This window comes from Gordonia crocea (assembly GCF_009932435.1).
Taxonomy (GTDB): domain Bacteria; phylum Actinomycetota; class Actinomycetes; order Mycobacteriales; family Mycobacteriaceae; genus Gordonia; species Gordonia crocea.
Genome location: NZ_BJOU01000001.1, coordinates 177,388 through 197,424 on the forward strand (window position 1 = coordinate 177,388; position 20,037 = coordinate 197,424).

General features: G+C 70.4%; 18 protein-coding genes. 4 read left to right on the plus strand and 14 right to left on the minus strand.

What is annotated here, in order from left to right:
• Positions 1-23: 23 nt before the first annotated feature.
• From nbrcactino_RS00815 to nbrcactino_RS00835, 5 genes are read right to left on the minus strand one after another with little or no spacing between them, the layout of a single operon-like run.
• Positions 24-1,436 (minus strand): DUF58 domain-containing protein, encoded by a 1,413-nt coding sequence (locus tag nbrcactino_RS00815; RefSeq protein ID WP_161925638.1) that lies wholly within the window; start codon positions 1,434-1,436, stop codon positions 24-26.
• A complete protein-coding gene (locus nbrcactino_RS00820) occupies positions 1,436-2,416 on the minus strand; it encodes an AAA family ATPase (RefSeq protein ID WP_161925639.1) in 981 nt (326 codons plus the stop codon). Before nbrcactino_RS00820 ends, nbrcactino_RS00815 begins: the two co-directional genes overlap by 1 nt.
• The gene (locus nbrcactino_RS00825) at positions 2,413-3,666 is read right to left on the minus strand and encodes a DUF4350 domain-containing protein (RefSeq protein ID WP_161925640.1); all 1,254 of its coding nucleotides are present in this window, start codon (positions 3,664-3,666) and stop codon (positions 2,413-2,415) included. The genes nbrcactino_RS00820 and nbrcactino_RS00825 overlap by 4 nt, the downstream gene beginning before the upstream one ends.
• Entirely contained in the window at positions 3,663-4,358 is a 696-nt protein-coding gene (locus tag nbrcactino_RS00830; protein WP_161925641.1) for a DUF4129 domain-containing protein, read from the minus strand. Before nbrcactino_RS00830 ends, nbrcactino_RS00825 begins: the two co-directional genes overlap by 4 nt.
• The gene (locus nbrcactino_RS00835; protein WP_161925642.1) at positions 4,355-5,380 is read right to left on the minus strand and encodes a hypothetical protein; all 1,026 of its coding nucleotides are present in this window, start codon (positions 5,378-5,380) and stop codon (positions 4,355-4,357) included. Before nbrcactino_RS00835 ends, nbrcactino_RS00830 begins: the two co-directional genes overlap by 4 nt.
• Positions 5,381-5,513: 133 nt before the next feature.
• Here nbrcactino_RS00835 and nbrcactino_RS00840 point away from each other — a divergent pair, with 133 nt between their 5' ends.
• Positions 5,514-5,906 (plus strand): nuclear transport factor 2 family protein, encoded by a 393-nt coding sequence (locus nbrcactino_RS00840; protein WP_161925643.1) that lies wholly within the window; start codon positions 5,514-5,516, stop codon positions 5,904-5,906.
• A gap of 10 nt (positions 5,907-5,916) precedes the next feature.
• Here nbrcactino_RS00840 and nbrcactino_RS00845 read toward each other — a convergent pair whose 3' ends face one another.
• Entirely contained in the window at positions 5,917-6,657 is a 741-nt protein-coding gene (locus nbrcactino_RS00845; RefSeq protein ID WP_161925644.1) for an SDR family oxidoreductase, read from the minus strand.
• 126 nt (positions 6,658-6,783) lie between these two features.
• Here nbrcactino_RS00845 and nbrcactino_RS00850 point away from each other — a divergent pair, with 126 nt between their 5' ends.
• Positions 6,784-9,675, plus strand: coding sequence for a patatin-like phospholipase family protein (locus nbrcactino_RS00850; RefSeq protein WP_161925645.1), 2,892 nt, complete (start codon positions 6,784-6,786; stop codon positions 9,673-9,675).
• Between the two features lie 22 nt (positions 9,676-9,697).
• On the opposite strand, the gene nbrcactino_RS00855 is transcribed toward nbrcactino_RS00850, so the two are convergent.
• A complete protein-coding gene (locus tag nbrcactino_RS00855; protein WP_161925646.1) occupies positions 9,698-9,973 on the minus strand; it encodes a hypothetical protein in 276 nt (91 codons plus the stop codon).
• A 220-nt stretch (positions 9,974-10,193) separates the two neighbouring features.
• On the opposite strand from nbrcactino_RS00855, the gene nbrcactino_RS00860 reads away from it, so the two are divergent.
• Both nbrcactino_RS00860 and nbrcactino_RS00865 read left to right on the plus strand, forming a co-directional pair.
• Entirely contained in the window at positions 10,194-10,655 is a 462-nt protein-coding gene (locus nbrcactino_RS00860; protein WP_161925647.1) for a MarR family winged helix-turn-helix transcriptional regulator, read from the plus strand.
• A gap of 114 nt (positions 10,656-10,769) precedes the next feature.
• A complete protein-coding gene (locus tag nbrcactino_RS00865; RefSeq protein WP_228460791.1) occupies positions 10,770-12,014 on the plus strand; it encodes an MFS transporter in 1,245 nt (414 codons plus the stop codon).
• An 8-nt stretch (positions 12,015-12,022) separates the two neighbouring features.
• Here the strand turns inward: nbrcactino_RS00865 and nbrcactino_RS00870 are convergent, their stop codons facing one another.
• From nbrcactino_RS00870 to nbrcactino_RS00900, 7 genes are all read right to left on the minus strand, one after another.
• The gene (locus nbrcactino_RS00870; RefSeq protein ID WP_161925649.1) at positions 12,023-12,373 is read right to left on the minus strand and encodes a hypothetical protein; all 351 of its coding nucleotides are present in this window, start codon (positions 12,371-12,373) and stop codon (positions 12,023-12,025) included.
• Between the two features lie 7 nt (positions 12,374-12,380).
• Positions 12,381-13,052, minus strand: a complete 672-nt coding sequence (locus nbrcactino_RS00875; RefSeq protein WP_161925650.1) for a hypothetical protein — start codon at positions 13,050-13,052, stop codon at positions 12,381-12,383.
• 52 nt (positions 13,053-13,104) lie between these two features.
• Positions 13,105-15,660: an ABC transporter permease gene (locus nbrcactino_RS00880; protein WP_161927514.1), complete on the minus strand. Its 2,556-nt coding sequence runs from the start codon at positions 15,658-15,660 to the stop codon at positions 13,105-13,107.
• A gap of 14 nt (positions 15,661-15,674) precedes the next feature.
• Positions 15,675-16,475, minus strand: a complete 801-nt coding sequence (locus tag nbrcactino_RS00885; RefSeq protein ID WP_161925651.1) for an ABC transporter ATP-binding protein — start codon at positions 16,473-16,475, stop codon at positions 15,675-15,677.
• 45 nt (positions 16,476-16,520) lie between these two features.
• A complete protein-coding gene (locus tag nbrcactino_RS00890) occupies positions 16,521-18,350 on the minus strand; it encodes a phosphoenolpyruvate carboxykinase (GTP) (protein WP_161925652.1) in 1,830 nt (609 codons plus the stop codon).
• Between the two features lie 187 nt (positions 18,351-18,537).
• The gene (locus nbrcactino_RS00895; RefSeq protein ID WP_161925653.1) at positions 18,538-18,843 is read right to left on the minus strand and encodes a DUF6802 family protein; all 306 of its coding nucleotides are present in this window, start codon (positions 18,841-18,843) and stop codon (positions 18,538-18,540) included.
• Between the two features lie 37 nt (positions 18,844-18,880).
• On the minus strand, positions 18,881-19,987 hold the full coding sequence (locus nbrcactino_RS00900) for a hypothetical protein (RefSeq protein WP_161925654.1): 1,107 nt from the start codon (positions 19,985-19,987) through the stop codon (positions 18,881-18,883).
• Positions 19,988-20,037 lie beyond the last annotated feature (50 nt).

Consider the following 20,037-nt stretch of genomic DNA (forward strand, 5'->3'; position numbering starts at 1 on the left):
GGGCCCACTCGACGGATCGCGGGTTAGAGCAACCCGCGCGACTTCAGCGACAGGTAGTGGTCGGCGAGCGCGGGCGGCAGGTCCTCGGGGCCGCGGTCGATGACGGTCACCCCGAGTCGGGCCAGAACCGCGGCGGTCTCCTCGCGCTGGGTCAGCGTGCGTGCCGAGGCGGCGGCACGATAGGCCGACACGGCATCGCTTCGGTCGTCCAGCATCTCCTCGAGAGCGGGATCGGAGACCGAGGCGATGACCACCTGGTAGCGCTGCGCCAACACGGCCAGCGTCGGCAGCAACGACTCGGCGATGGCCGACGGCTCCAACGGCGTCAACAGGACCACCAGGGCGCGCTGGCCGACGGTGCGCGACACCTCGGCGCCGAGCAGACCCCAATCTGCTTCCAGCAGAACCGATTCCAGCGGCGCCATCGCCGTCACCATCTCGTTGAGCAGGTTCACCCGGCGGGTGGCGCGGACCTTCTTGTGGATGACCCGGTCACCGGCGATGAAGTCGATACGGTCGCCGGCGTGCGACGCGAGCGCCGCCAGCAGCAGTGCCGCGTCCATCGCGGCGTCCAGACGCGGCTGGTCGCCGATACGGCCGGCCGAGGTCCGCGAGGTGTCGAGCACGAGCACGACGTGCCGGTCGCGCTCGGGCTGCCACGTGCGCACCACGGTGGAGCGACGACGGGCGGTGGCCCGCCAGTCGATGGACCGCACGTCGTCGCCCTCGACGTAATCGCGCAGCGAGTCGAACTCGGTGCCCTGACCGCGGGTGCGGACCGCCGAGCGCCCGTCCAACTGTCGTAGCGAGGCGAGCCGCGACGGCAGGTGCTTGCGCGAGTCGAAGGCCGGGAGCGCGCGCACCGAACCGGGGAGGAACAGCGAGCGCTGGCGGCCGGCCAGTCCGAGCGGCCCCCTGCGCCGCAGGGTGATCCGGATGGCCAGGCGGTCGCCGCGCCGGGTGGGGCGCAACCCGACCTCGAAGAATTGCCGTTCCCCGGGCGCCACGTTCAGGTCCTGCCGGTTGGCCAGCGGCCCGGGCGGGGCCGGGTCCCCGCTGAGCTTGACCCGGAAGTCCTCCCACCGATCGGCCAGATCGGCGAAGAAGCCGGGGTCGCGCGCGAGGCGGCGCTCCGGGTTCTCCGGCGCGCCCGCGCCGGCCGACGGCTGCCACGCGTCGCGGATCCGGCCGCGGTAGCGGCGTCGGGAGGTGTTGACGACCGACAGCCGGGTGGTGGTGTGCTCGCCGAGGCGGATCGGCGCGGTCTTCGACCGGGTCACGGTGAGCGCCGACGTCGGGCCGGCGACCATCAGGTCCACCAGCATGACGGTGAACACGATCGCCACCCAGGCCATCACCGTCCACCCGTTCGGCCAGATCAGCACCGGAATGGCGCCGAGGGCGACGAGGAGGGCGAAGCGGCCGGTGACGAACATCAGCGGGGCACGGGCACGGAGTTGATCGCGGCGTCGAGCACCGCCGAGACCGACACGCCCTCGAGCTCGGCCTCCGGGCGCATCCCGAGGCGGTGCGCCAGCGTCGACTGGGCGAGGGCCTTCACGTCGTCGGGGGTGACGAAGTCGCGGCCGGACAACCAGGCCCACGCCCGGCTGGTGGCCAGCAGCGCGGTGGCGCCGCGGGGGCTCACGCCCAACGAGAGCGACGGCGACATCCGGGTGGCCCGCGCGATGTCGACGATGTAGCCGAGGACCGCCGGGGCCACCGACACCTGGCGCACCGCGGCGACGCCGGCCGCGATGTCGGCAGGGGAGGCCACCGGGGTGATCCCGGCACCGGCGAGGTTGCGCGGGTCGAAACCGCCGGCGTGACGGGACAGGATCGCGATCTCGTCCTCGCGCGGCGGCAGCGGCAACGTCACCTTCAGCAGGAAGCGGTCCAGCTGGGCCTCCGGCAACGGGTAGGTGCCCTCGTACTCGACCGGGTTCTGGGTGGCGGCGACGACGAACGGCGACGGCAGCGGGTGCGGCTCGCCGTCGATCGAGACCTGGTGCTCCTCCATCGCCTCGAGCAGCGACGCCTGCGTCTTCGGCGGCGTCCGGTTGATCTCGTCGGCGAGGAGGAGGTTGGTGAACACCGGCCCCTCGCGGAAGGTGAACTCCGAGGTGGCGCTGTCGAACACCAGCGACCCGGTCACGTCGCCGGGCATGAGGTCGGGGGTGAACTGGACGCGCTTGGTGTCGACGTCGAGCGCTGCGGCCACCGAGCGGACCAGCAGCGTCTTGGCGACGCCGGGCACGCCTTCGAGGAGGATGTGGCCGCGGCACAGCAGGGCGATGAGGATGCCGGCGACGGCGGAGTCTTGGCCGACAACGGTTTTGGCTACCTCGCCGCGCACCGCGGACAGTGCGGCGCGGGCCCGGTCGGAGTCGATGTGGCCTGCGGATGGTGTCGTCATAGTACGGGTCGGACTTCCTCTTCGAGGGTGGACAGGTCGGTGGCGAACCGGACGAGGTCGTCGGTGTCGACGGGCAGCGGTCCGGCCAGGAGTGCGGTCACGGCGGCGTGGTCGCGGCCGGTGGCGCGGCAGACGGCGGCGATCACGTCGTCGACGGGCGCGTGGCGGGAGACGCCGAGCCGGCGCGGCATCGTCCGCAAGGCGTACTCGCGCAGCTGCTGCGCGGCGCGTTGGGCGTCGGCGGCGGAGTGGTACAGCCGACCGCGCGCCTCGGTGGTCTCGGTGGCCTTGACGACGGCGGGCAGCGGCTCGGCGACGAGGGCGCCGAAGCGGCGGCCGCGCCACAGCATCATCGCGATGAGCACGAAGAAGCCCAAGCCGATCATCGGCCACACCCAGCGCGGCACGTCCGGCCCCGCCTTCTTCTGCGACGGCGGGGCGGCCGGGTTGTCGTGCTGCAGGTCGCTGTAGTCGGGCGCGAACCACGCCACCTCGGTACCGGTGCCGATCATCCGCACCCCGATACCGGCCTGGTCCCGGTTGAGGATCGAGCCGTTGGTGAACCAGTCCTGTTGGGTGACAACGATTTCGGGCCGGTTATACGACGCGGGGAACACGAGTGTGGCACCGAAGGCCGAGTTCTTGGCGGTGCGGAAGCACACCGTCGCCCGGTCGTAAGAGGAGGCGGTGAACGCCGTCGACGGCACAGCGGCGGTATCGGTCGGTGCAATACCCGCCGCCGAGCAGTCGGCGACCGGATTCACTGCGTCGCCGTACAGCTCGGTGCGGTCGATCGAGATACCCCACGCGCTGAGCACCTCGGGACGCGGGTCGAGCAGCACGATGCGTCGCGCGTTGCGCGCCTTGGACGCCACCACGCGCGAACTGCTCACCGACGCGCCAGTGGCCCGGGAGATGACGACCACCGTCGACGACGAGGCGTCGCGCCAGCCTTGCACCTCGCTTTGCGCACGGGCCACCCGCACGGGAACACCGTGCGACTTGAGAGTCTCGACCAGCGCGGCAGTGCCGTCGGATCGTGAGTTTCCTGGATCGCCGGGGACCTCGTTCTCCGCGGGCTTCTTGTCGCTGGTCCCGGCGACGATCAGGACGCCGAGGACCAACGCCGCAATGAGGCCGACGGCGACCACACCCAGCACCGCGACCCAGGTCCCGGTGTGACGCTTCTTCTCCGGTGCGCCATCGCCGGCGGCCGGTGCGGGTGGGGGTACCACGGCCGGGGCGCTCATCGGCTCACCGGGGGGAGCAGGGGCAACGACATCTCGGCGACCTCGTCGTCGACGTATCCGCTCGGTTTGGCCTCGCGCAGCTCGGTGTCGAGGGCTACCAGCGCCGAGGCGGACGCCGCGTCGGTGTGCCGCCCGCCATAGGCGACGGCGTCGAAGACGTCGGCGGCGCGGTAGAGCGACGGGTAGTGGGCGGGGAAGACGTGGCGCAGCCGGCGGCCGATGTCGTGAGCGGTGGCCGAGCGCGCACCGAGCAGCAGCGTCCGATCCGACGCCGTTTGCGCTATGGCACGCATGGCCGCGAGCACCGCAGCGTCGAAGTCGCCGGCGGCCAGCGCGGCCTGCGCCGACTCGCGGAACTGATCGGCGGTACCGGTTACTCCGCCGAGCACGGCGCCCGGTTCGGGCGCCTCGGCGTTGGCGCCGGAGCTCCGGGTCTCGCGCCGGACGCGGTAGACCACGTAGACCGCCCCCGCGATCAACAGGACCAGCAGAATCAGGCCGAGGATCTTGGAGAGGTCGCTGTTGAACAGGTCGGCGATCCATTTGCCCAGGCGGTCGAGAAAGCCTGGCTCGTTGTGGGTCGACTTCGGCGCCTTGGTCGGTTCCGGTGAGTAGCGCGGCTTGGACAACTCGTCGCGCAGCCATTGGCGCGCGGTGTCGTTGTCGGGCTCCAGGCCGAGGTAGGTGATCATCGGGCGTCGTCCCCCGCCAACAACTCCACGTCGAGCCCCTCCTGCCGGATGCGCGCGTCGACGTACGCCAACGCGGCGAATCCCGCGACCACCGGCGATAGTACCGCCGCGGCCACCAACATCGAGATCATCGGCGTGCCGCCCAGCCCGAAGAGGCGACTGAACCCGAGAACCGCGCTACCCACGGCACTGAACATCACCGCCGCCAACCCGATCGGCACCAGTTGGTGCACGAGTCCGCGCCCGGTCAGGACGAGTGCCCGCCGGATCGACGCGCCCAGCGGGGCACCCTCGACGGCGACGACGGTCTGGGCCATCAGGATCGGCGACGATAGCAGGAGGTACAGGGCGAGCGGGACCGCGTAGAACACCGGCAGCGCGACGACGGCGATGATGACCGCTGTCGCCGTCCTCGTGATGCCGGAGATGAGCAGCCCCACCACGATCGCCGGCGCGGCCAACACGGCCAGGGCGGTCAGGTCGACGGTGAGGCGCGGAAGCATCCGCGACCGCAGTACCGCCGCCGACTCGCGAAACGACAGGGGCCGACCCACCGCGGTCGCGGTCATCGGCGCGGCGAGCATGCCGGTGACGACGACCGGCACCACCAGCGCCGCGACCATCACCAGGATGCGGCCCAGCTCCGCGTCGGCGATCAGCCCGGCCACGACGACCGCGACGACCGGGATCCAGACGCAGGCCCAGACGACGGCGACGATGCCGAGGTTGCCGCGGATGACACCCACCGATCCGCTGATGATGTCGAGGAAGCCGAGCGGACGCAGCGGGGCCACGCCCGGTTTGTGGGCGTCGAGGCCGCCGGTGACCTCGGGCTGGGGCTCCGGCAGCCGGGTCGGCAGGTCGACCCCGGGGAGCGACGGGATGTGGGCGACGGGTTCGTCGTCGGGCCCGGTGAAGGCGGTCGGCCCGACGGGTCGCCACTCCGGGTCGACCGTGCCGTCGGGGGTCGCCGCCGGATCGATGTTGGGCGGTACCCAGGGGCCAGCGCTGTCTGACGACATACCAACCCCTTTGCCTGCGAGAACGTGCGTCTGATGTGCAGTCTCTCGAACCGCGAACCTACCAAAGCAAACACCATCCGGCTGTTATCGTGACTAGAACCTGTTCTAATTTGTCATTCGAGGAGAACACCAGATGGCCGACACCGCCACCGACCTGACCGCCGCGATCAACGCCGCGGTCGACACCTACATCGACCTGCTGACCAACGGCACCCCCGAGCAGATCGCCGACCTCTACGCCGAGACGTTCAGCGTCGAGGACCCGATCGGCGCCCCGCTGCGCACCACCCGCGACGAACTCGTCGAGTTCTACGGACTCATCTGCAACCTCGACGAGCACAAGGCCACCCTGAAGTGGAAGAAGGTCGCCGGCAACACCGCCGTCTTCGAGTTCCACCTCTTCACCAAGGCCGGCGACGCCGGCTTCGAGATCCAGCCGGTGGACGTCATGGTCTTCGACGAGAACGGCAAGGTCTCCTCGATGCGCGCGGTCTGGGACCCCGCCACCGATCTGAAGCAGGTCTGATCCGCCGGGCCTAACGCCGCCCGGTCGGACGCAACACCACGTCCACCGGGTGCGCGTCGGCGGGCGTCGCCACCGCCGTGGCCACCGCGGCGGCCACCGTCGCCGGGTCGAGGTACTTGCGGCCGTCATACTCGTGGCCCTCGATGGCCACCAGGTCGCGTTGCATGTCGGTGTCGATCCGGCCGGGGTAGATGGACGTCACCCGCAGGTCCGGCTCTTCCAAACGCAAAGCGTCGGCCAGCGCGCGCAGCCCGAACTTGCTTGCGGCATACGGCGCCCATCCCGGGTTGGCGCGCATTCCGGCGCCGGAGTTGATGAAGACGACGTGCCCCCCAAGCGGGCCAGATCCTGAACCGGCGCCGGGAGCGCCAGCGAGCGGGCCAGATCCTGAACCTGCGGCGCGCAGCGCCGGGAGTAGTAGCCGGGTGAGCTCGGCCGCCGCGACGAGGTTGACCTCCAAGATGTGGCGCCATTCCTCCACCGGAGTGTCGGCGACGGGTTCCAACGTCGACGCGACGCCGGCGTTGTGGACCAGGACGTCGAGTTCGGTGATCGCCTCGGTGGCCGCGGCCACCGCCTCGTAATCGGTGAGCTCGACGTCGAAGGTGGCGGCACCGTCGAGCGAGGTCGCCAATTCGTCGAGCTGGGCCGACGGACGCCCGCCCAGCAGCAGGTCGTGGGTGGGCGCGAGCGCACGGGCGATGGCGGCGCCGAGGCCGCGGCTGGCACCGGTGATCAGGGCGGTTGGCATGGTCGCGACCTTACTCGGCGGCCGATGCTGCCAGAAATGGCCGAATTCAGGCCCCTCGAGGGCATATTGCCCTCGACCCCTGCAATTTCTGCAGTTTCTGGCAGGTCCTCGGCGGATGATGGACGGATGGCCGACAGCGCACCACTCCCCAACGGCGTCGAGTTCTCCGCGGCTGGCCGCACCCGACATCCCGGCACCGATCGGGCGATCGCGATTGCCCTGCTTCTCGGCCTGATCCTAATCGGCGCCTTCGCGCCGCTGGCCCACGACGATCAGATCATGACCTATGAGTTCACCGGCGACCCGAACGGCCGAGCCGACATCCTCGACCGGGCCGTGTGGGCGGACTTCGGGTTCATCGCGGGGTACACGCTGGCGCTGGGCGCAGTCGGACTGTACTTGCGTGCCCGGGCGTTCACCGGCGCGTTCCGCAAGGCCACCAGCGTGCTGCTCGGAATGCTGGGCGTCGCGGCCCTCGCCGATGTCGCCGAGAACATCGGCCTGCTGTTCCACAACGGCCACGTCTCGGCACCGTTCGCGACGCTGAAGTTCGTCTTAATCGTCCCGGTGCTCTTCCTCGTCCCGACGGCGGCCTTCGTCGCGGTCCGGTCACGTCGCTCCGCCCGATGGTGGAACCGCCACCACGGACAACTCGGTGCGGCGACGTCAGTGTTCACCGCCCCGGTTCCCGACGAGGATCCCGACCAGTACCGGTGGCGCCGTGCGTACTGGGCCCCGACCGTCGCCGACCCGCGAACCACCGACACGATGGCGGTCTGTTTGTCCGGCGGCGGAATCCGGGCCGGCAGTGTCGCACTCGGCGCACTGCAGGCCCTCTCCGGCAGCACCGACGCCAACGACGCGCACCGTGGCGAGGACCGATTGGACGATGCCGACTACATCATCTCCGTGTCCGGCGGCGGGTTCCTCGCCGGCGCATTCCTGCAGGCCGCGCACCGGGTGCCTGACGAGTCGGTGTGGCCGGACAACCTCGCGGAATCGCTCGGCGCCGCCAGCCCGGAGCAGGTGCGGACCGAGTCGCTGCCGGTCACCGAGGCGTTCAAGCAAGGGTCCGTCGAGTACGACCGGGTGCGCCGCCACGCGAGCTACATCGCCGACTCGCCGCGCGAGCTCGCCTACGCGTTGGCCGTCGTGGCGAAGAACATGTTGCTCACCCTGGCGTCGGTCTTCGTGCCGGCCGTCGTGCTCGGGCTGCTGCTCGGCGTGCTCTACGCGCAGATCCCACTCGCGGCGGTCGGGCTGGAACCGGAGTGGGGCGCGGTCACCCAAACGCTGAACACCACCCCGTCGCTGGTCGTCATCGGCGTCCTGGCGGGCATCGCGTTCCTCGCCCTCGTCGGCGCAAACGGGGCCGAGACCCGCGGGGCCGACGCGCGGATGGCCGGTGTCAAGCAGCTCCTGACAACCGTCGGACAGGTCGCCGCCGGCGGGGCGGCCGTCGTCGCGCTGGCCACCTTCGCCATTCCGTGGGCGATGCGCCTGGTGTGGACGTGGCAGGGCAATGCGGGCGGTTCGGTCCTCGCGCCGGCGTCGGGCGTCGTGGCGTTGAACTACATCGCGGTGTTGGCCGCGATGCTGTGGCGCAAGCGCGGCTCGGTCGGCGGGGTGATCTCTCGTCTGCGCGGCAAGGGGACCGCGCAGAAGCAGGCCCTGCCGCAGGGGGCGCTGCAGTTGGTGATCGTGCTGGTGACGCTGGCGGTGCTGGTCGCATCGTGGTTGTTGACGGTCTCCGGGGCGGCGGCCTGGGCGGTGCGCGCCGCGGCACCGGGGGCGGATCGACATTTCGCCGTTGCGGTGGCATTCGCCGCGGCCCTGATCGCGTTGATCGCCGTCGCCCGTTTCGACGTGACGTCGACGAGTCTGCACCCGTTCTACCGGCGCCGGCTCGCGCGTGCCTTCGCCATGCGCCGCGTCCGGTTGCCCGAGGGGCAACAGCGGGCCCAGGCCTATCCGGATTCGGAATCGACCGAGCTGTCATTGTTCACCGAGCCCCGGCGCACCGGGTTCTCCGGCGAGACGACCCCCAGGGGCAAGACGCCCGTCTTTGTGTTCGCGGCGGCGGCGGCGGTGTCCGGGGAGGACAAGCCGGCCAGCGGGCAGACCTCCTCGTCGTACGTGTTCAGCGCCGACTACGTGGGCGGACCCGACCTCGGCTATGTCCGCACCGACGGGCTGGCGCGGCTACTCCCCCACCGCATCGAACGCGATATGACCGTGCAGGCCGCCGTCTCGATCAGCGGCGCGGCGTTTGCCTCGGCCATGGGGCGCGCCGCGCGCGGCTACCAGAGCCTGCTTGCCGTCTCGGGGGCGCGGCTCGGCAGTTGGCTGCCGAATCCGCGGTTCCTGGACCAGTCGCAGTTCGAGGGCGACAATCCGTCGTGGCCCCACGGATTCCCGTCGTATCGCGGCCTGGGTTACCTGTTCCGAGAGGTGTTCGGCTTGCATTCGAGCCACGGCCGATTGGTCCAGATCACCGACGGCGGGCACTACGAGAATCTCGGCCTCGTCGAGGCGTTGCGGCGGCGCTGCACGACGATCGTCGCCGTGGATGCGAGCGGTGACAGCCCGCCGAGCCTTACCACCTTCGCCGAGGCGATGCGCCTGGCCGAGGCGGAGTTGGGGGTGCGGTTCACCATCAACCCCGACGACGACCCGCGTTATTCGCCGACGGAATTGGCGCCGGGGACAGCGCCCGCGGTTGACGACGCGAGTATCACCGACGGCATGCAGACGCGGCTGGCGGCCTCACCCATCGTCCGCGTCGCCTTCACCTACCCGGATGCCGTCGGCGGTCGCACCGGCACGTTGATCCTGGCCAAAGCCGTGCTCACCGCCGACTTGCCCTCATGGCTGCTCACCTACGCCGACAACCACCCGGTGTTCCCGCACGACTCCACCTCCGACCAGTGGTTCGACGAGGGACAGTTCGCCGCCTACACCGAACTGGGCCGCCACATCGGGGCCAAGGCGTCGGCGGCGCTGGAACAGGAGAACTAGTCAACGTCGAGATCGTTCCACATCAGCGGGCACGATCTTCCCGATCCTCGACCGCACGACGAGCACCGTCGACCTCGCGGAGCTTTACGAGCGCGTAGTCCAGTGCCGCTGACTCGTGGTCGAATTCCCGCACCGTAGAATCGATCACCTGAGCTCGTTCATCCACCAAATACACGCGCCACGTCTGCGCGCTGCTATCCACGACAACAGAATCCTCGCGCAGCTGACCCACTCCGTCGATAACCGGCGTATCAAGACCTTCCGCGGCAATCACTTCCGCAGTTTCTCGTCGATCCATCAGCTAATCCCGACTTCCCCAGGTGGCAACAGGAGGTCCTCCACGTATCGGAGGATGACCCATTGCTGTCGACTTCCCTCGACGGCGAAACACGTGCGGGACCCGAGCGTAGCCAGTGAGAATCGTAGCCACAACGCCGCCGCAGCTGGAGAAGCCGCAGTGGGCAACGTCACTCCTCGTCGGGATTTTATTTCGTATGCCTAAGTATTAGCCTTGTGGCATGCCTGATGACGTCGACCTCGCCCGGGACCTGCGCCCGGCGATCACCCGTCTGTACCTCGCGCTGCGGCGCCGGGCCCCGATCGCCGAGCTGAGCGCCGCCCAATCCTCGGCGCTGTCAACCCTGCTGCACCACGCGCCACTGCGGATGGGCGCCCTCGCCGAACGTGAAGGAATCCGCATGCCGACCGCGACCGCACTGGTCGACGGCCTGATCAAGCTGGACCTCGTCCAGCGCGACGCCGACCCCGACGACCGGCGCGCGGTCATCGTCGACCTCACCGCCCAGGGCCGCACCGTCATCGAAACCGCCCGCCGCCACCGCGACGACGCCCTGGCTGCGGCGCTGGCCCAGCTGTCCCCGGACGAGCGCGACCAACTCGCCGCCGCGACCCCGGCCCTGGCCAACCTGTTTCGCCACCTGGAGACGATCCCCGCCGCGACGACCACATCCACCAACTGACCACCGCCCCACATGAAGAAGGAACCCGTGACCGCAACAGTCGATGATGCCCGCGACCCGTCGTCCGACGACCAGTCCGCCGCCAACCACGCCACCGACGCCCACCCATCGCTGATGGAGACCTTCCGCCAGCAGCCCCGCGCGGTGTGGGTGACCGCCTTCGCCGCCGTCATCGCCTTCATGGGCATCGGCCTGGTCGACCCGATCCTCAGCACCATCGCCGAGGCCCTGAACGCCCCCGAATCGAAACTCACCCTGCTCTTCGGCGTCTACCTCGGCATCCAGGTGCTCGCCATGCTGATCACCGGGTGGTCGGCCTCCCGGTTCGGCCCCAAGCGCACCCTGACCGTCGGATTGGTCCTCATCGTCGTGGCCGCCGGCCTCAGCGCCTTCGGCTCGAACATCGACCAGCTCATCGCCCTGCGCGTGCTGTGGGGCTTGGGCAACGCGCTGTTCATGGCCACCGCCCTGGCGTTCATCGTCGGCCAGGCCCGCGGCGGGCAGCGCGGCGCCATCCTCCTGTACGAGGCGGCGCTGGGCATCGGCCTGGCCGTCGGCCCCCTCGTCGGCGCGCTGCTGGGCACCATCTCCTGGAAGGCTCCGTTCGCCGGCACCGCCCTGCTGATGCTGGCCGGCGCCATCCTGTGCGCCTGGATGCTGCCGTCGGACGGCCCGCGCACCAACCGCATCCCAGTCGCGATCAGCGACCCGATCAAGGCCCTGCGCAACCGGACCCTGCTGGTCACCGGCATCGGATCGGCCTTCTACACCGGCGCACTGTTCACCGTCGTCGCCTGGGCACCCCTGGCGCTCTCGACCGCGAACAAGGCCAACGGACACGGTGCCGTCGGACCGATCGGCACCGGCCTGGTCTTCTTCGGCTGGGGTCTGCTGACCGCGGTCTCGGGCGTCTTCCTCGGCTCGCGCCTCGCCGATCGCTTCGGCCAGAAGGAAGGCGTCATCGGCGCCATCATCGTCTACGCCGCCGTCATGGCCGTCGCCGCGTACGGCGCGATGACGCACTCGGTCCTGCTCATCGGCCTGGCCGTGGTCCTGTCCGGCATCCCCTCGGGTGTGTTGAACACGCTGTTCACCAGCGTCGCAATGTCCAGCGGCGACCCGGCCACCCCGCGCTCGGTGGCCAGTGCCGGCTACAGCTTCCTGCGCTGGTTGGGCGGTGCCGCCTCGGCGATCCTCGTCGCCCACCTCGCCTCGTGGTTCGGCGCCCCGGCCCCGTTCTGGTTCGCCGCGGCCTACTGCCTCGTCGCCGTCGGCGCGGTGTCACTGGTCCGCAACGACGCCACCGACCACCAGCCGGTGCCCGAGGATGCGGCCCTCATCGGCACCGAGGAGATGTAACCCCGTCGCTACCCGCCCGCCAGCGGATCCAGCGCGATCGTCACCGATGTGCCGCGCTGCCCGCGGCGGGCGGTCGCATATCCGGTGCGGTCGCGACCGTCGAGACGCACTCCGATCGGACCGCCGTCCGGGTAGAAGTTGCGCCACCACGACTTCTGGTCCGGCGCGGCCACCCCGACGAGCAGGTCGTCACCGCGCCGGCGATACGAGACGACGAGGCTGATCGGGCGCCCGGACTTGCGGCCCACATAGGACAGCTCGACCATGTTGCGGCCGAGCACCGAGCCGACGCCGGGGGCACGCAGCAACGGCGACACCCCGCGGTTGACCAAAGCGGCAGCACTTTGGAAGAGACTCATCGGTGCCTCACTCCGCCACGTCGGCAGCACAGTTCAGCGGACCGCCGGAGCTGGTCCCCTCCGCCACCACCGCGCCACCGGCGACGATCTGGCACGTCACGCTGCCGCGCACGACGATGGCCCCGAGACTGGCCTGCCCGTCGGGCACCGATGCGGTCACCGACCAGGGGCTGCGCACTGTCGCCAGGGTCATCGTCTCCGAATCGGCGCTGTAGCGCACGACGATGAGATCGCCGTCGCCGACGAGGCGGTACACCACCTGGCCGGCGGCCGTCGGCGCCGTCGTCTCCGACGTGGGTGAGGACTCGGTAGTCGTGGTCTCCGACGAGGTGGTCTCCTCCGACGTCGGGGAACTCGTCGACTCCGAGGGCAGCGGCGCCGGGTTGTCCCCGCCCTTGCCGCCGGTCACCGAGATGAGGAAGGCGACCAGGAGGATCGCGAGGAGCGCGGCGATGATCGACCCGATCAGCACCCGGGTGCGCCGACCGGAACCGCCGCTCCCGCCGTCGTGTCCCTGGCCGTACTGCTCGGTCCCGTACTGGCCCGTGCCGTATTGACCGGTCCCGTACTGCTCGGTGCCCGGGTAGGCGTCGGGCTGATAGGCACTCGTCGGCTGTTCCGGGTCGAACCGCCGGGTCGACGAGCCGAACGGGTCCCGCGGATCGGGGGGTTGCGTCATACAGCCATTGTGACACCGACCGACGACACCGCGCCGCAATCCGCGTTGCGCATCACTCGCCGGCGATCGCCTCCAACGGCTGCGTGCGCGAGGCGCGGATCGCCGGCCACACCGCCGCGACGACCCCGACCACGGCCGCCCCGATCAGCGTCTGGACGATCAACGACCAGGGCAGCACCGGGTTGCCGATCCCCCATTCGCGCAGCGTTCGCACCAGGGCGACGGCCAGCCCGCTGCCCAGGACGACCCCCAGCACGGCCCCGAAGATCGCGATGAGCACCGATTCCAGATAGATCATCCGGCGGACCTGGCTGCGCGCCATCCCGATGGCCCGCTGCATACCGATCTCCTGGCGCCGCTCCACCACCGACAGCGCCAGCGTGTTGACGATGCCCAGCACCGCGACGAGCAGCGCCAGGCCCAACATCGCGTAGAGCACCCCCAGCATCTGGTCGATCAACGACGACACCGCGGACTTGTACTCCTGGTTCGTCTGGACCTGGACGGTCAGATACTTCGCGGTGGCGTCGGTGAGGCGGTCCTTGAGCTGGCCCGAGTCGACTCCCTTATCGGCCAGCACGTAAATGCCCAACAGCATCTGGGTGGCCGGCGGCATCAGCTTCTCGTAGGCCGCGGACCCGACCAACCACGGCCCCAACGCGTCGTTGCGCTCATAGATCCCGACGACCGGCACGTCGACGGGGGTGCCGTCGGCACGGGTGAAGGTCACGACCGAACCGACCTTCCACCCCTTGGTCCGCGCGGTCGCCTCGTCGACGAGCATGCCGTCGGGGGTGACGTCGGTGCCGTCGATGATGGTGTAGCGCACCAGGTCGGACAGGCGGCCGCCGACGATGCCCCGCCCGGAGACGTTCCGGCCGTCGATCGAGCCGACCACCATTCCGGCGCCGACCACCTCCGCGACGCCCGGGGTGTCGCGCACGGCGGGCAACACCGCGGGCGGAACCGGGCCGTTGTTCACGCCGGTCACGAAGTAGTCGGCGAGGACATCGCGGTCCAGCGACTCGTCGATGGTCGCTTTGAACGTGGCGCCGAGCGTGCCAATGATCGCCACCAACATCAGGCCGATGGTCAAGGCGAACGCGGTCGCCGCGGTGCGCCGCGGGTTGCGCCCGGCGTTGGTGCGGGCCAGTTGGCCGATCTTGCCGAACGGCCGGGTGATCACCCCGATCACCGAGATGACCGGTCCAGACAGCGCCGGGGCGGTCAGCACCACCGCGGCGATCAACAGGACCGCACCCAGGCCGACGGCCAGCGCCGGCCCGACGCCCTGCCCCGTCGCGGCCGCCACGGTGATGAGGATGGCGACGATGCCGATGACGGCGCCGACCGCGGTGCGGGTCCGCAACGACCTGGGCTCGGCCATCGTCGCGCGCATCGCCTCCACCGGCGCGACGCTCGACGCCCGGCGCGCGGGCAGCCACGCGCTGAGCATGGTGACGACGACGCCGATGACGAGGGTGACGATGACGGTGGCCGGGGTGACCAGCAGACCCCCGTCGGGCAGGCCCGACGTGGCGACGGCGATGGCGCGCAGCGCGGCGGCCAGGCCGATCCCGGCGACGAGCCCGACGGCCGCGCCGAGGAGCCCGACGATCAGCGCCTCGGTCAGCACCGAGCGCGACACCTGTCTGCGGTTGGCGCCGATCGCGCGCAGCAGCGCCAACTCGCGGTTGCGCTGCGCCACGATCATGGCGAACGTGTTGTAGATGAGGAAGGTGCCGACGATGATGCCGATGCCGGCGAACGCCAACAGGATGTAGGTGAAGATCTGCAGGAAGCGGTTGATCGCGTCCTTGCTCTCCTGGCGCACCTCGTCGCCGGTCTGGATCTTGAGCGGGGTGTCGCCGAGCAGCTCGGCGACGCGGCGCTGCAGTTCGACGTCGGAGACGCCGGGTTGCGCGGACAGCGAGACGGTGCCGGCGTGCTGTCCGTCGGAAAACAGTTTCGCCGCGGTCTGCTCGTCGAAGGCGACGTTGACGAATCCGCCGACCTCGAACGGCCAGTCCAACAAGCCGACGACGGTGACCTCCTGCGGTTGGGTCAGCCCCTGGCCGGCGACCACCCGCGTCTTCGACCCGACCTTGAGCCCGGCCTTCTCCGCGGCGGTGGCGTTAATGGCGATCTCACCGGGCCGTTCCGGCCCGCGCCCGCCCGGCAGGATGGTGTTCTCGCCCTTGGCGACGGCCCGGTCCGGCGGCAGGAACGTCGTGCCGATGCTGGGCGCGTTCCCGGTCTGCAGCGCCTTGCCGTCGGCCGCGGCGACCGCGACCAGCCCGTTGTAGTTCACCGCGAGTCGGTCGAAGCCGAGGCGGTCGCGGTTGGCGCGCAGCTTCTCCACCACGGCCAGCGGCACCCCCGGGCTGGCCTGGGCGCCGACGGCCTGCATCTCGGCCGGGTTCCGGGGCGCGACCTGGACCGCGACGCCCTGCGCGGTCTTGTCGAAGATCGAGGTGAAGGCGTTGGAGATACTCGCGGTGAAGGTCATCGACCCGGCCACGAACGCCGTCCCCAACACCACCGAGAACACGGTCAGGACCAGCCGGACCTTGTGGGCGGCGAGGTTGCGCAGCGACACCCGGCGCATCACCGAGGCCACGGCTAGCGGCCCTCGTCGGTGCCGGCCGGGCCGACCGCGTCGTCGAGGTGGCGCATCACCTCGAAGACCCCGTCGGCGTCGGGGTGGCGCAGCTCGTTGACGATCCGCCCGTCGGCGAGGAAGACGACACGGTCGGCATAGGAGGCGGCGCGCGGATCGTGGGTGACGATGACGACGGTCTGGGAGAACTCGTCGGTGGCCGCGCGCAGGATCGACAGCACCTCCCCCGACGAGCGGGAGTCGAGGTTGCCGGTCGGCTCGTCGCCGAAGATGATGGCCGGGCGCCCGACGAGGGCGCGGGCGCAGGCGACGCGCTGCTGCTGCCCCCCGGACAGTTCGCTGGGCCGGTGGTCGAGACGGTCGGTGAGGCCCAGGCGGGTGACCACGGCATCCATCCAGGCGGTGTCGACGTCGCGACCGGCGATGTCGCACGGCAGCGTGATGTTCTCCCGCGCGGTCAGGGTGGGCACCAGGTTGAACGACTGGAAGACGAATCCGATGCGGTCGCGGCGCAGCTCGGTCATCGCCTTGTCGCCCAGGTCGGTGAGGTCGATGTCGCCGATGCGGACGGTGCCCGACGTCGGGGTGTCCAATCCGGCGAGGCAGTGCATCAGGGTCGACTTGCCGGACCCGGACGGGCCCATGATCGCGGTGAACTCGCCGGTCGGGAAGTCGATGCTCACCCCCCGCAACGCGTGGACGGCGGTATCGCCCGACCCGTAAACCTTGGCTACTTCTCGGGCGCTGGCGGCGACGGCGGCGGGCGGTGCGGGCTCGGCGGACGCGGCGTGACGTGGCGGCATGGTGTCCACCGTGCCACAAATCGCGCGTCGGCTCCGCCCATGACGCTAGTCGGCGAGCCGCGTCGTCAGCGCGTCGAGCTCGGTGCGCAGCTGCACCGGGAGCTTCTCGCCGATGAAGTCGAACCACTCGTTGATCGAGGGCAGCTCGTCGCGCCACTGCGCATTGTCGACCTCGAGGGCCTCGGCCACATCGGCGGCCTCGACGTCGAGACCGTCCAGGTCGAGCGCGTCGGAGGTGGCGACGACGCCGATCGGGGTTGCCTTGCCGTCGGCACGGCCCTCGATCCGGTCGACGATCCACTTGAGGACGCGACTGTTCTCGCCGAATCCGGGCCAGAGGAAGCGGCCGTCGGCGCCCCGGCGGAACCAGTTCACGTAGTAGATCTTCGGCAGCTTGTCCGCGTCGGCCTTCTCGCCGATCGACAGCCAGTGCTGCAGGTAGTCGCCGACGTGGTAGCCGATGAACGGAAGCATCGCCATCGGGTCGCGCCGGACCTGGCCGACGGTGCCCTCGGCCGCGGCGGTCTGCTCCGAGCCGACGGTCGCGCCCATGAACACGCCGTGCGCCCAGTCGCGCGCCTCGGTGACCAGCGGGATCGTCGTCTTGCGCCGCCCGCCGAAGAGGATCGCCGAGATCGGCACGCCGGCCGGGTCGTCCCACTCGGGGGCGACCGACGGGCACTGCGCCAGTGGGGTGCAGTAGCGCGAGTTCGGGTGCGCCGCCTTGGTGTCGGTCTCGTCGCGGTACCAGTCGTTGCCGTGCCAGTCGATCAGGTGCTCCGGATCGCCCTCGAGGCCTTCCCACCAGATGTCGCCGTCGTCGGTGCGCGCAACGTTGGTGTAGATCGTGTTGCCCGCCTCGATGGTCTTCATCGCGTTGGGGTTGGAGCTGTGGTTGGTGCCCGGGGCAACGCCGAAGAAGCCGAATTCCGGGTTCACCGCGTACAGGCGGCCGTCCTCGCCGAAGCGCATCCAGGCGATGTCGTCACCGACGGTCTCGGCGCGCCAGCCCGGGATGGTCGGCTGGATCATCGCGAGGTTGGTCTTGCCGCAGGCACTGGGGAAGGCCGCGGCGACGTAGTAGGCCTTGTCCTCCGGGCTGATCAGCTTGAGGATCAGCATGTGCTCGGCGAGCCAGCCCTCGTCGTGCGCCATCGCCGAGGCGATGCGCAGCGAGTAGCACTTCTTGCCCAGCAGCGCGTTGCCGCCGTAACCCGATCCGTAGGACCAGATCTCGCGGTCCTCCGGGAAGTGGGTGATGTATTTGTCGGTGTTGCACGGCCACGGCACGTCTTCCTGGCCGGGCTCGAGCGGGGCGCCCACCGAGTGCAGGCCCTTGACGAAGAAGCCGTCGTCGCCGAGTGTCTCGAGCACCTTGGGTCCGACGCGGGTCATCACGCGCATCGAGAGCACGACGTACTCCGAGTCGGTGACCTCGACGCCGAGCTTGGGGTCGTCGCTGCCGAGGGGGCCCATGCAGAACGGGATCACGTACATGGTGCGGCCGCGCATGCAGCCGCGGTACAGCTCGGTCATGGTGGCCCGCATTTCGGCGGGGTCCATCCAGTTGTTGGTCGGTCCGGCCTGCTCTTCGGTCTTGCTGCAGATGAAGGTGCGCGACTCGACCCGCGCCACGTCGGCGGGATCGGACAGGGCGAGGAAGGAGTTCGGCTTCTTCTCGTCGTTCAGCTTGACCATGGTGCCGGCCTCGACGAGCTTGGCCGTCAGGCGGTCCCACTCCTCGTCGCTCCCGTCGGACCACACCACGCGGTCCGGCTGGGTCAGCTCGGCAACCTCGGCGACCCAGGCGATCAGGTCAGCGTGTTTCGTGGGTGCACTGGCCGCATCCAGGCCGGGAATCGTGGCAGAGGTCATTAGAAGCGTCTCCTGAGAAGTCTCCGACCGCCGGCAGCGCGGTCAGTCCATTGCTTAGGATACGCGATCTACCTGCCCGATCGGGAGTCGGGTTTGCCACTATTGAGACGATCTGACGCAAAGGGTCTCAGCGGCCTCGGGAGAGGCCGGGGCCAGCCACCCCCCGATCGACTGGCCCCGGCTCCCGTTACCGCAGGCGGCCGGGTTTGGCCGCACTCCACGTACCGCTGGTCGGGTCATAGGTCGACGAGGAGATCTCGCCGTCGGCCCCGACCCTCGTGATCAGGTCGACCCGGCCATCGCGGTCGGTGTCGGTGAAGACGGTCAAGCCCTCCGCATCGGTACGGGAGAGACTGTCGCCCACCCCGTCGGCATCGGTGTCCGAGGTGGCCGGGCCCAAATCCCAGAGCCGGCCCGCCTCGGGCAGCCACAGGTGCGCGCCCACCCCACCGGAGGTTCCGGTGGCGTCGTCGTCGAAGTGGTGGCCGTCCATCACTTACTTAGACGCAGCGGACCCGCCCACGGTTCCCTCACGATGCGACGGCCCGCCGGATCCGGGCCGTCGCCGTCGGTTCGACGGCGTTGAGCATCCCGGCGACGCGCCACTCGGTTCGGGCCCGCGCATCGGCGATCACCTCCCCCGCCCACGACCTGGCCTGGGCGCGCAGCAGCACCCGGCGGCGCAGCGCGACCGCCCCCGCGGCGACCGACACCCCCAACACGACCGCCAGCGCGACCGCCGTCCACGGTGAGATCCACCCGGACAGCGAACCGGCCACCAACCGGCCCACCCCCAGGCCGCTGGAGGCGCCGATCAGGACCAAGACCGCGTCTTCGGCGCCCCACGCCCGGCGGGGCCATTGCGGTGCGGCGGCCGGCGGAGCAGCCGGTCGGGGGTCGTCGACCGGGTCGTATGCCCGCAACCCGACCAGCGCCACCGCCTGCAGGTGCGCGGCCTGCTCGGCAACCCCGACCACCAGCCGCTGCTCGACCGCCGCGCAGCACTGCCGCAGCCAACCGGTGTACGCCGGCACGTCGCGGGCCCGCAGCGACGCGGCCGCGTCCTGGGCCTGGAAGGCCACCTCGCGGAACGCGCCATGGATGTGACCGCCGGCCCAGGACCGAACGGCTGCCGATCCGACGCGCAGCCCACTCAGCCGTTCCGCGGTGGCCCGGCGGGACAGTTCGGCGCCGGCCCGGGCATCGGACTCCTCCCCCACCCAGTCGAGCAGTTCCGGCAGCCCCGACGCCGGTCGTTCCCCGCGCGCGGCCACGTCCAGGGCCAGGGCGAAGACCGGCAGCACACCGTCGGGGTCGAGGACCCGCGCCGCGTCGGCGATGCGCGTCGGCCAGGTGGGGCACGCGGTCAACCCGGTCCCGACCAGCGCCACCGCCCCGCAACGCCGGCGCAGGGCACGCACCGACTCGACGAGGGCCGGAGCTGCCGACTCCCCGACGTCGAAGCAGCACAGCCCGACCACCCCGTCCCCACCGGACTCGACCGATTCGACGGCGAACCCGTCGTCGGCGAACGCCTCGACGAGGACGTCGGGCGGGGGTCCATCGGCACCCGCGACGACCACCCGCCCGAACCGGGCGCACTGCTGTTCCACCGGCATGAATCCCCCCGAACTCACCTCGACCACCCCCGTAGTCGCGGACCCTCATGTAATCAGGTGAGACCATG

Bases quoted from the DNA above. Each gene is read 5' to 3' on its own strand.
- nbrcactino_RS00885 (WP_161925651.1), bottom strand. From the start codon at position 16,475: ATGCCGCCACGTCACGCCGCGTCCGCCGAGCCCGCACCGCCCGCCGCC.
- nbrcactino_RS00875 (WP_161925650.1), bottom strand. From the start codon at position 13,052: ATGACGCAACCCCCCGATCCGCGGGACCCGTTCGGCTCGTCGACCCGG.
- nbrcactino_RS00865 (WP_228460791.1), top strand. From the start codon at position 10,770: ATGGAGACCTTCCGCCAGCAGCCCCGCGCGGTGTGGGTGACCGCCTTC.
- nbrcactino_RS00835 (WP_161925642.1), bottom strand. From the start codon at position 5,380: ATGTCGTCAGACAGCGCTGGCCCCTGGGTACCGCCCAACATCGATCCG.
- nbrcactino_RS00890 (WP_161925652.1), bottom strand. From the start codon at position 18,350: ATGACCTCTGCCACGATTCCCGGCCTGGATGCGGCCAGTGCACCCACG.
- nbrcactino_RS00845 (WP_161925644.1), bottom strand. From the start codon at position 6,657: ATGCCAACCGCCCTGATCACCGGTGCCAGCCGCGGCCTCGGCGCCGCC.
- nbrcactino_RS00855 (WP_161925646.1), bottom strand. From the start codon at position 9,973: ATGGATCGACGAGAAACTGCGGAAGTGATTGCCGCGGAAGGTCTTGAT.
- nbrcactino_RS00850 (WP_161925645.1), top strand. From the start codon at position 6,784: ATGGCCGACAGCGCACCACTCCCCAACGGCGTCGAGTTCTCCGCGGCT.
- nbrcactino_RS00880 (WP_161927514.1), bottom strand. From the start codon at position 15,660: ATGCGCCGGGTGTCGCTGCGCAACCTCGCCGCCCACAAGGTCCGGCTG.
- nbrcactino_RS00870 (WP_161925649.1), bottom strand. From the start codon at position 12,373: ATGAGTCTCTTCCAAAGTGCTGCCGCTTTGGTCAACCGCGGGGTGTCG.
- nbrcactino_RS00815 (WP_161925638.1), bottom strand. From the start codon at position 1,436: ATGTTCGTCACCGGCCGCTTCGCCCTCCTCGTCGCCCTCGGCGCCATT.
- nbrcactino_RS00820 (WP_161925639.1), bottom strand. From the start codon at position 2,416: ATGACGACACCATCCGCAGGCCACATCGACTCCGACCGGGCCCGCGCC.
- nbrcactino_RS00840 (WP_161925643.1), top strand. From the start codon at position 5,514: ATGGCCGACACCGCCACCGACCTGACCGCCGCGATCAACGCCGCGGTC.
- nbrcactino_RS00895 (WP_161925653.1), bottom strand. From the start codon at position 18,843: ATGGACGGCCACCACTTCGACGACGACGCCACCGGAACCTCCGGTGGG.
- nbrcactino_RS00825 (WP_161925640.1), bottom strand. From the start codon at position 3,666: ATGAGCGCCCCGGCCGTGGTACCCCCACCCGCACCGGCCGCCGGCGAT.
- nbrcactino_RS00830 (WP_161925641.1), bottom strand. From the start codon at position 4,358: ATGATCACCTACCTCGGCCTGGAGCCCGACAACGACACCGCGCGCCAA.
- nbrcactino_RS00860 (WP_161925647.1), top strand. From the start codon at position 10,194: ATGCCTGATGACGTCGACCTCGCCCGGGACCTGCGCCCGGCGATCACC.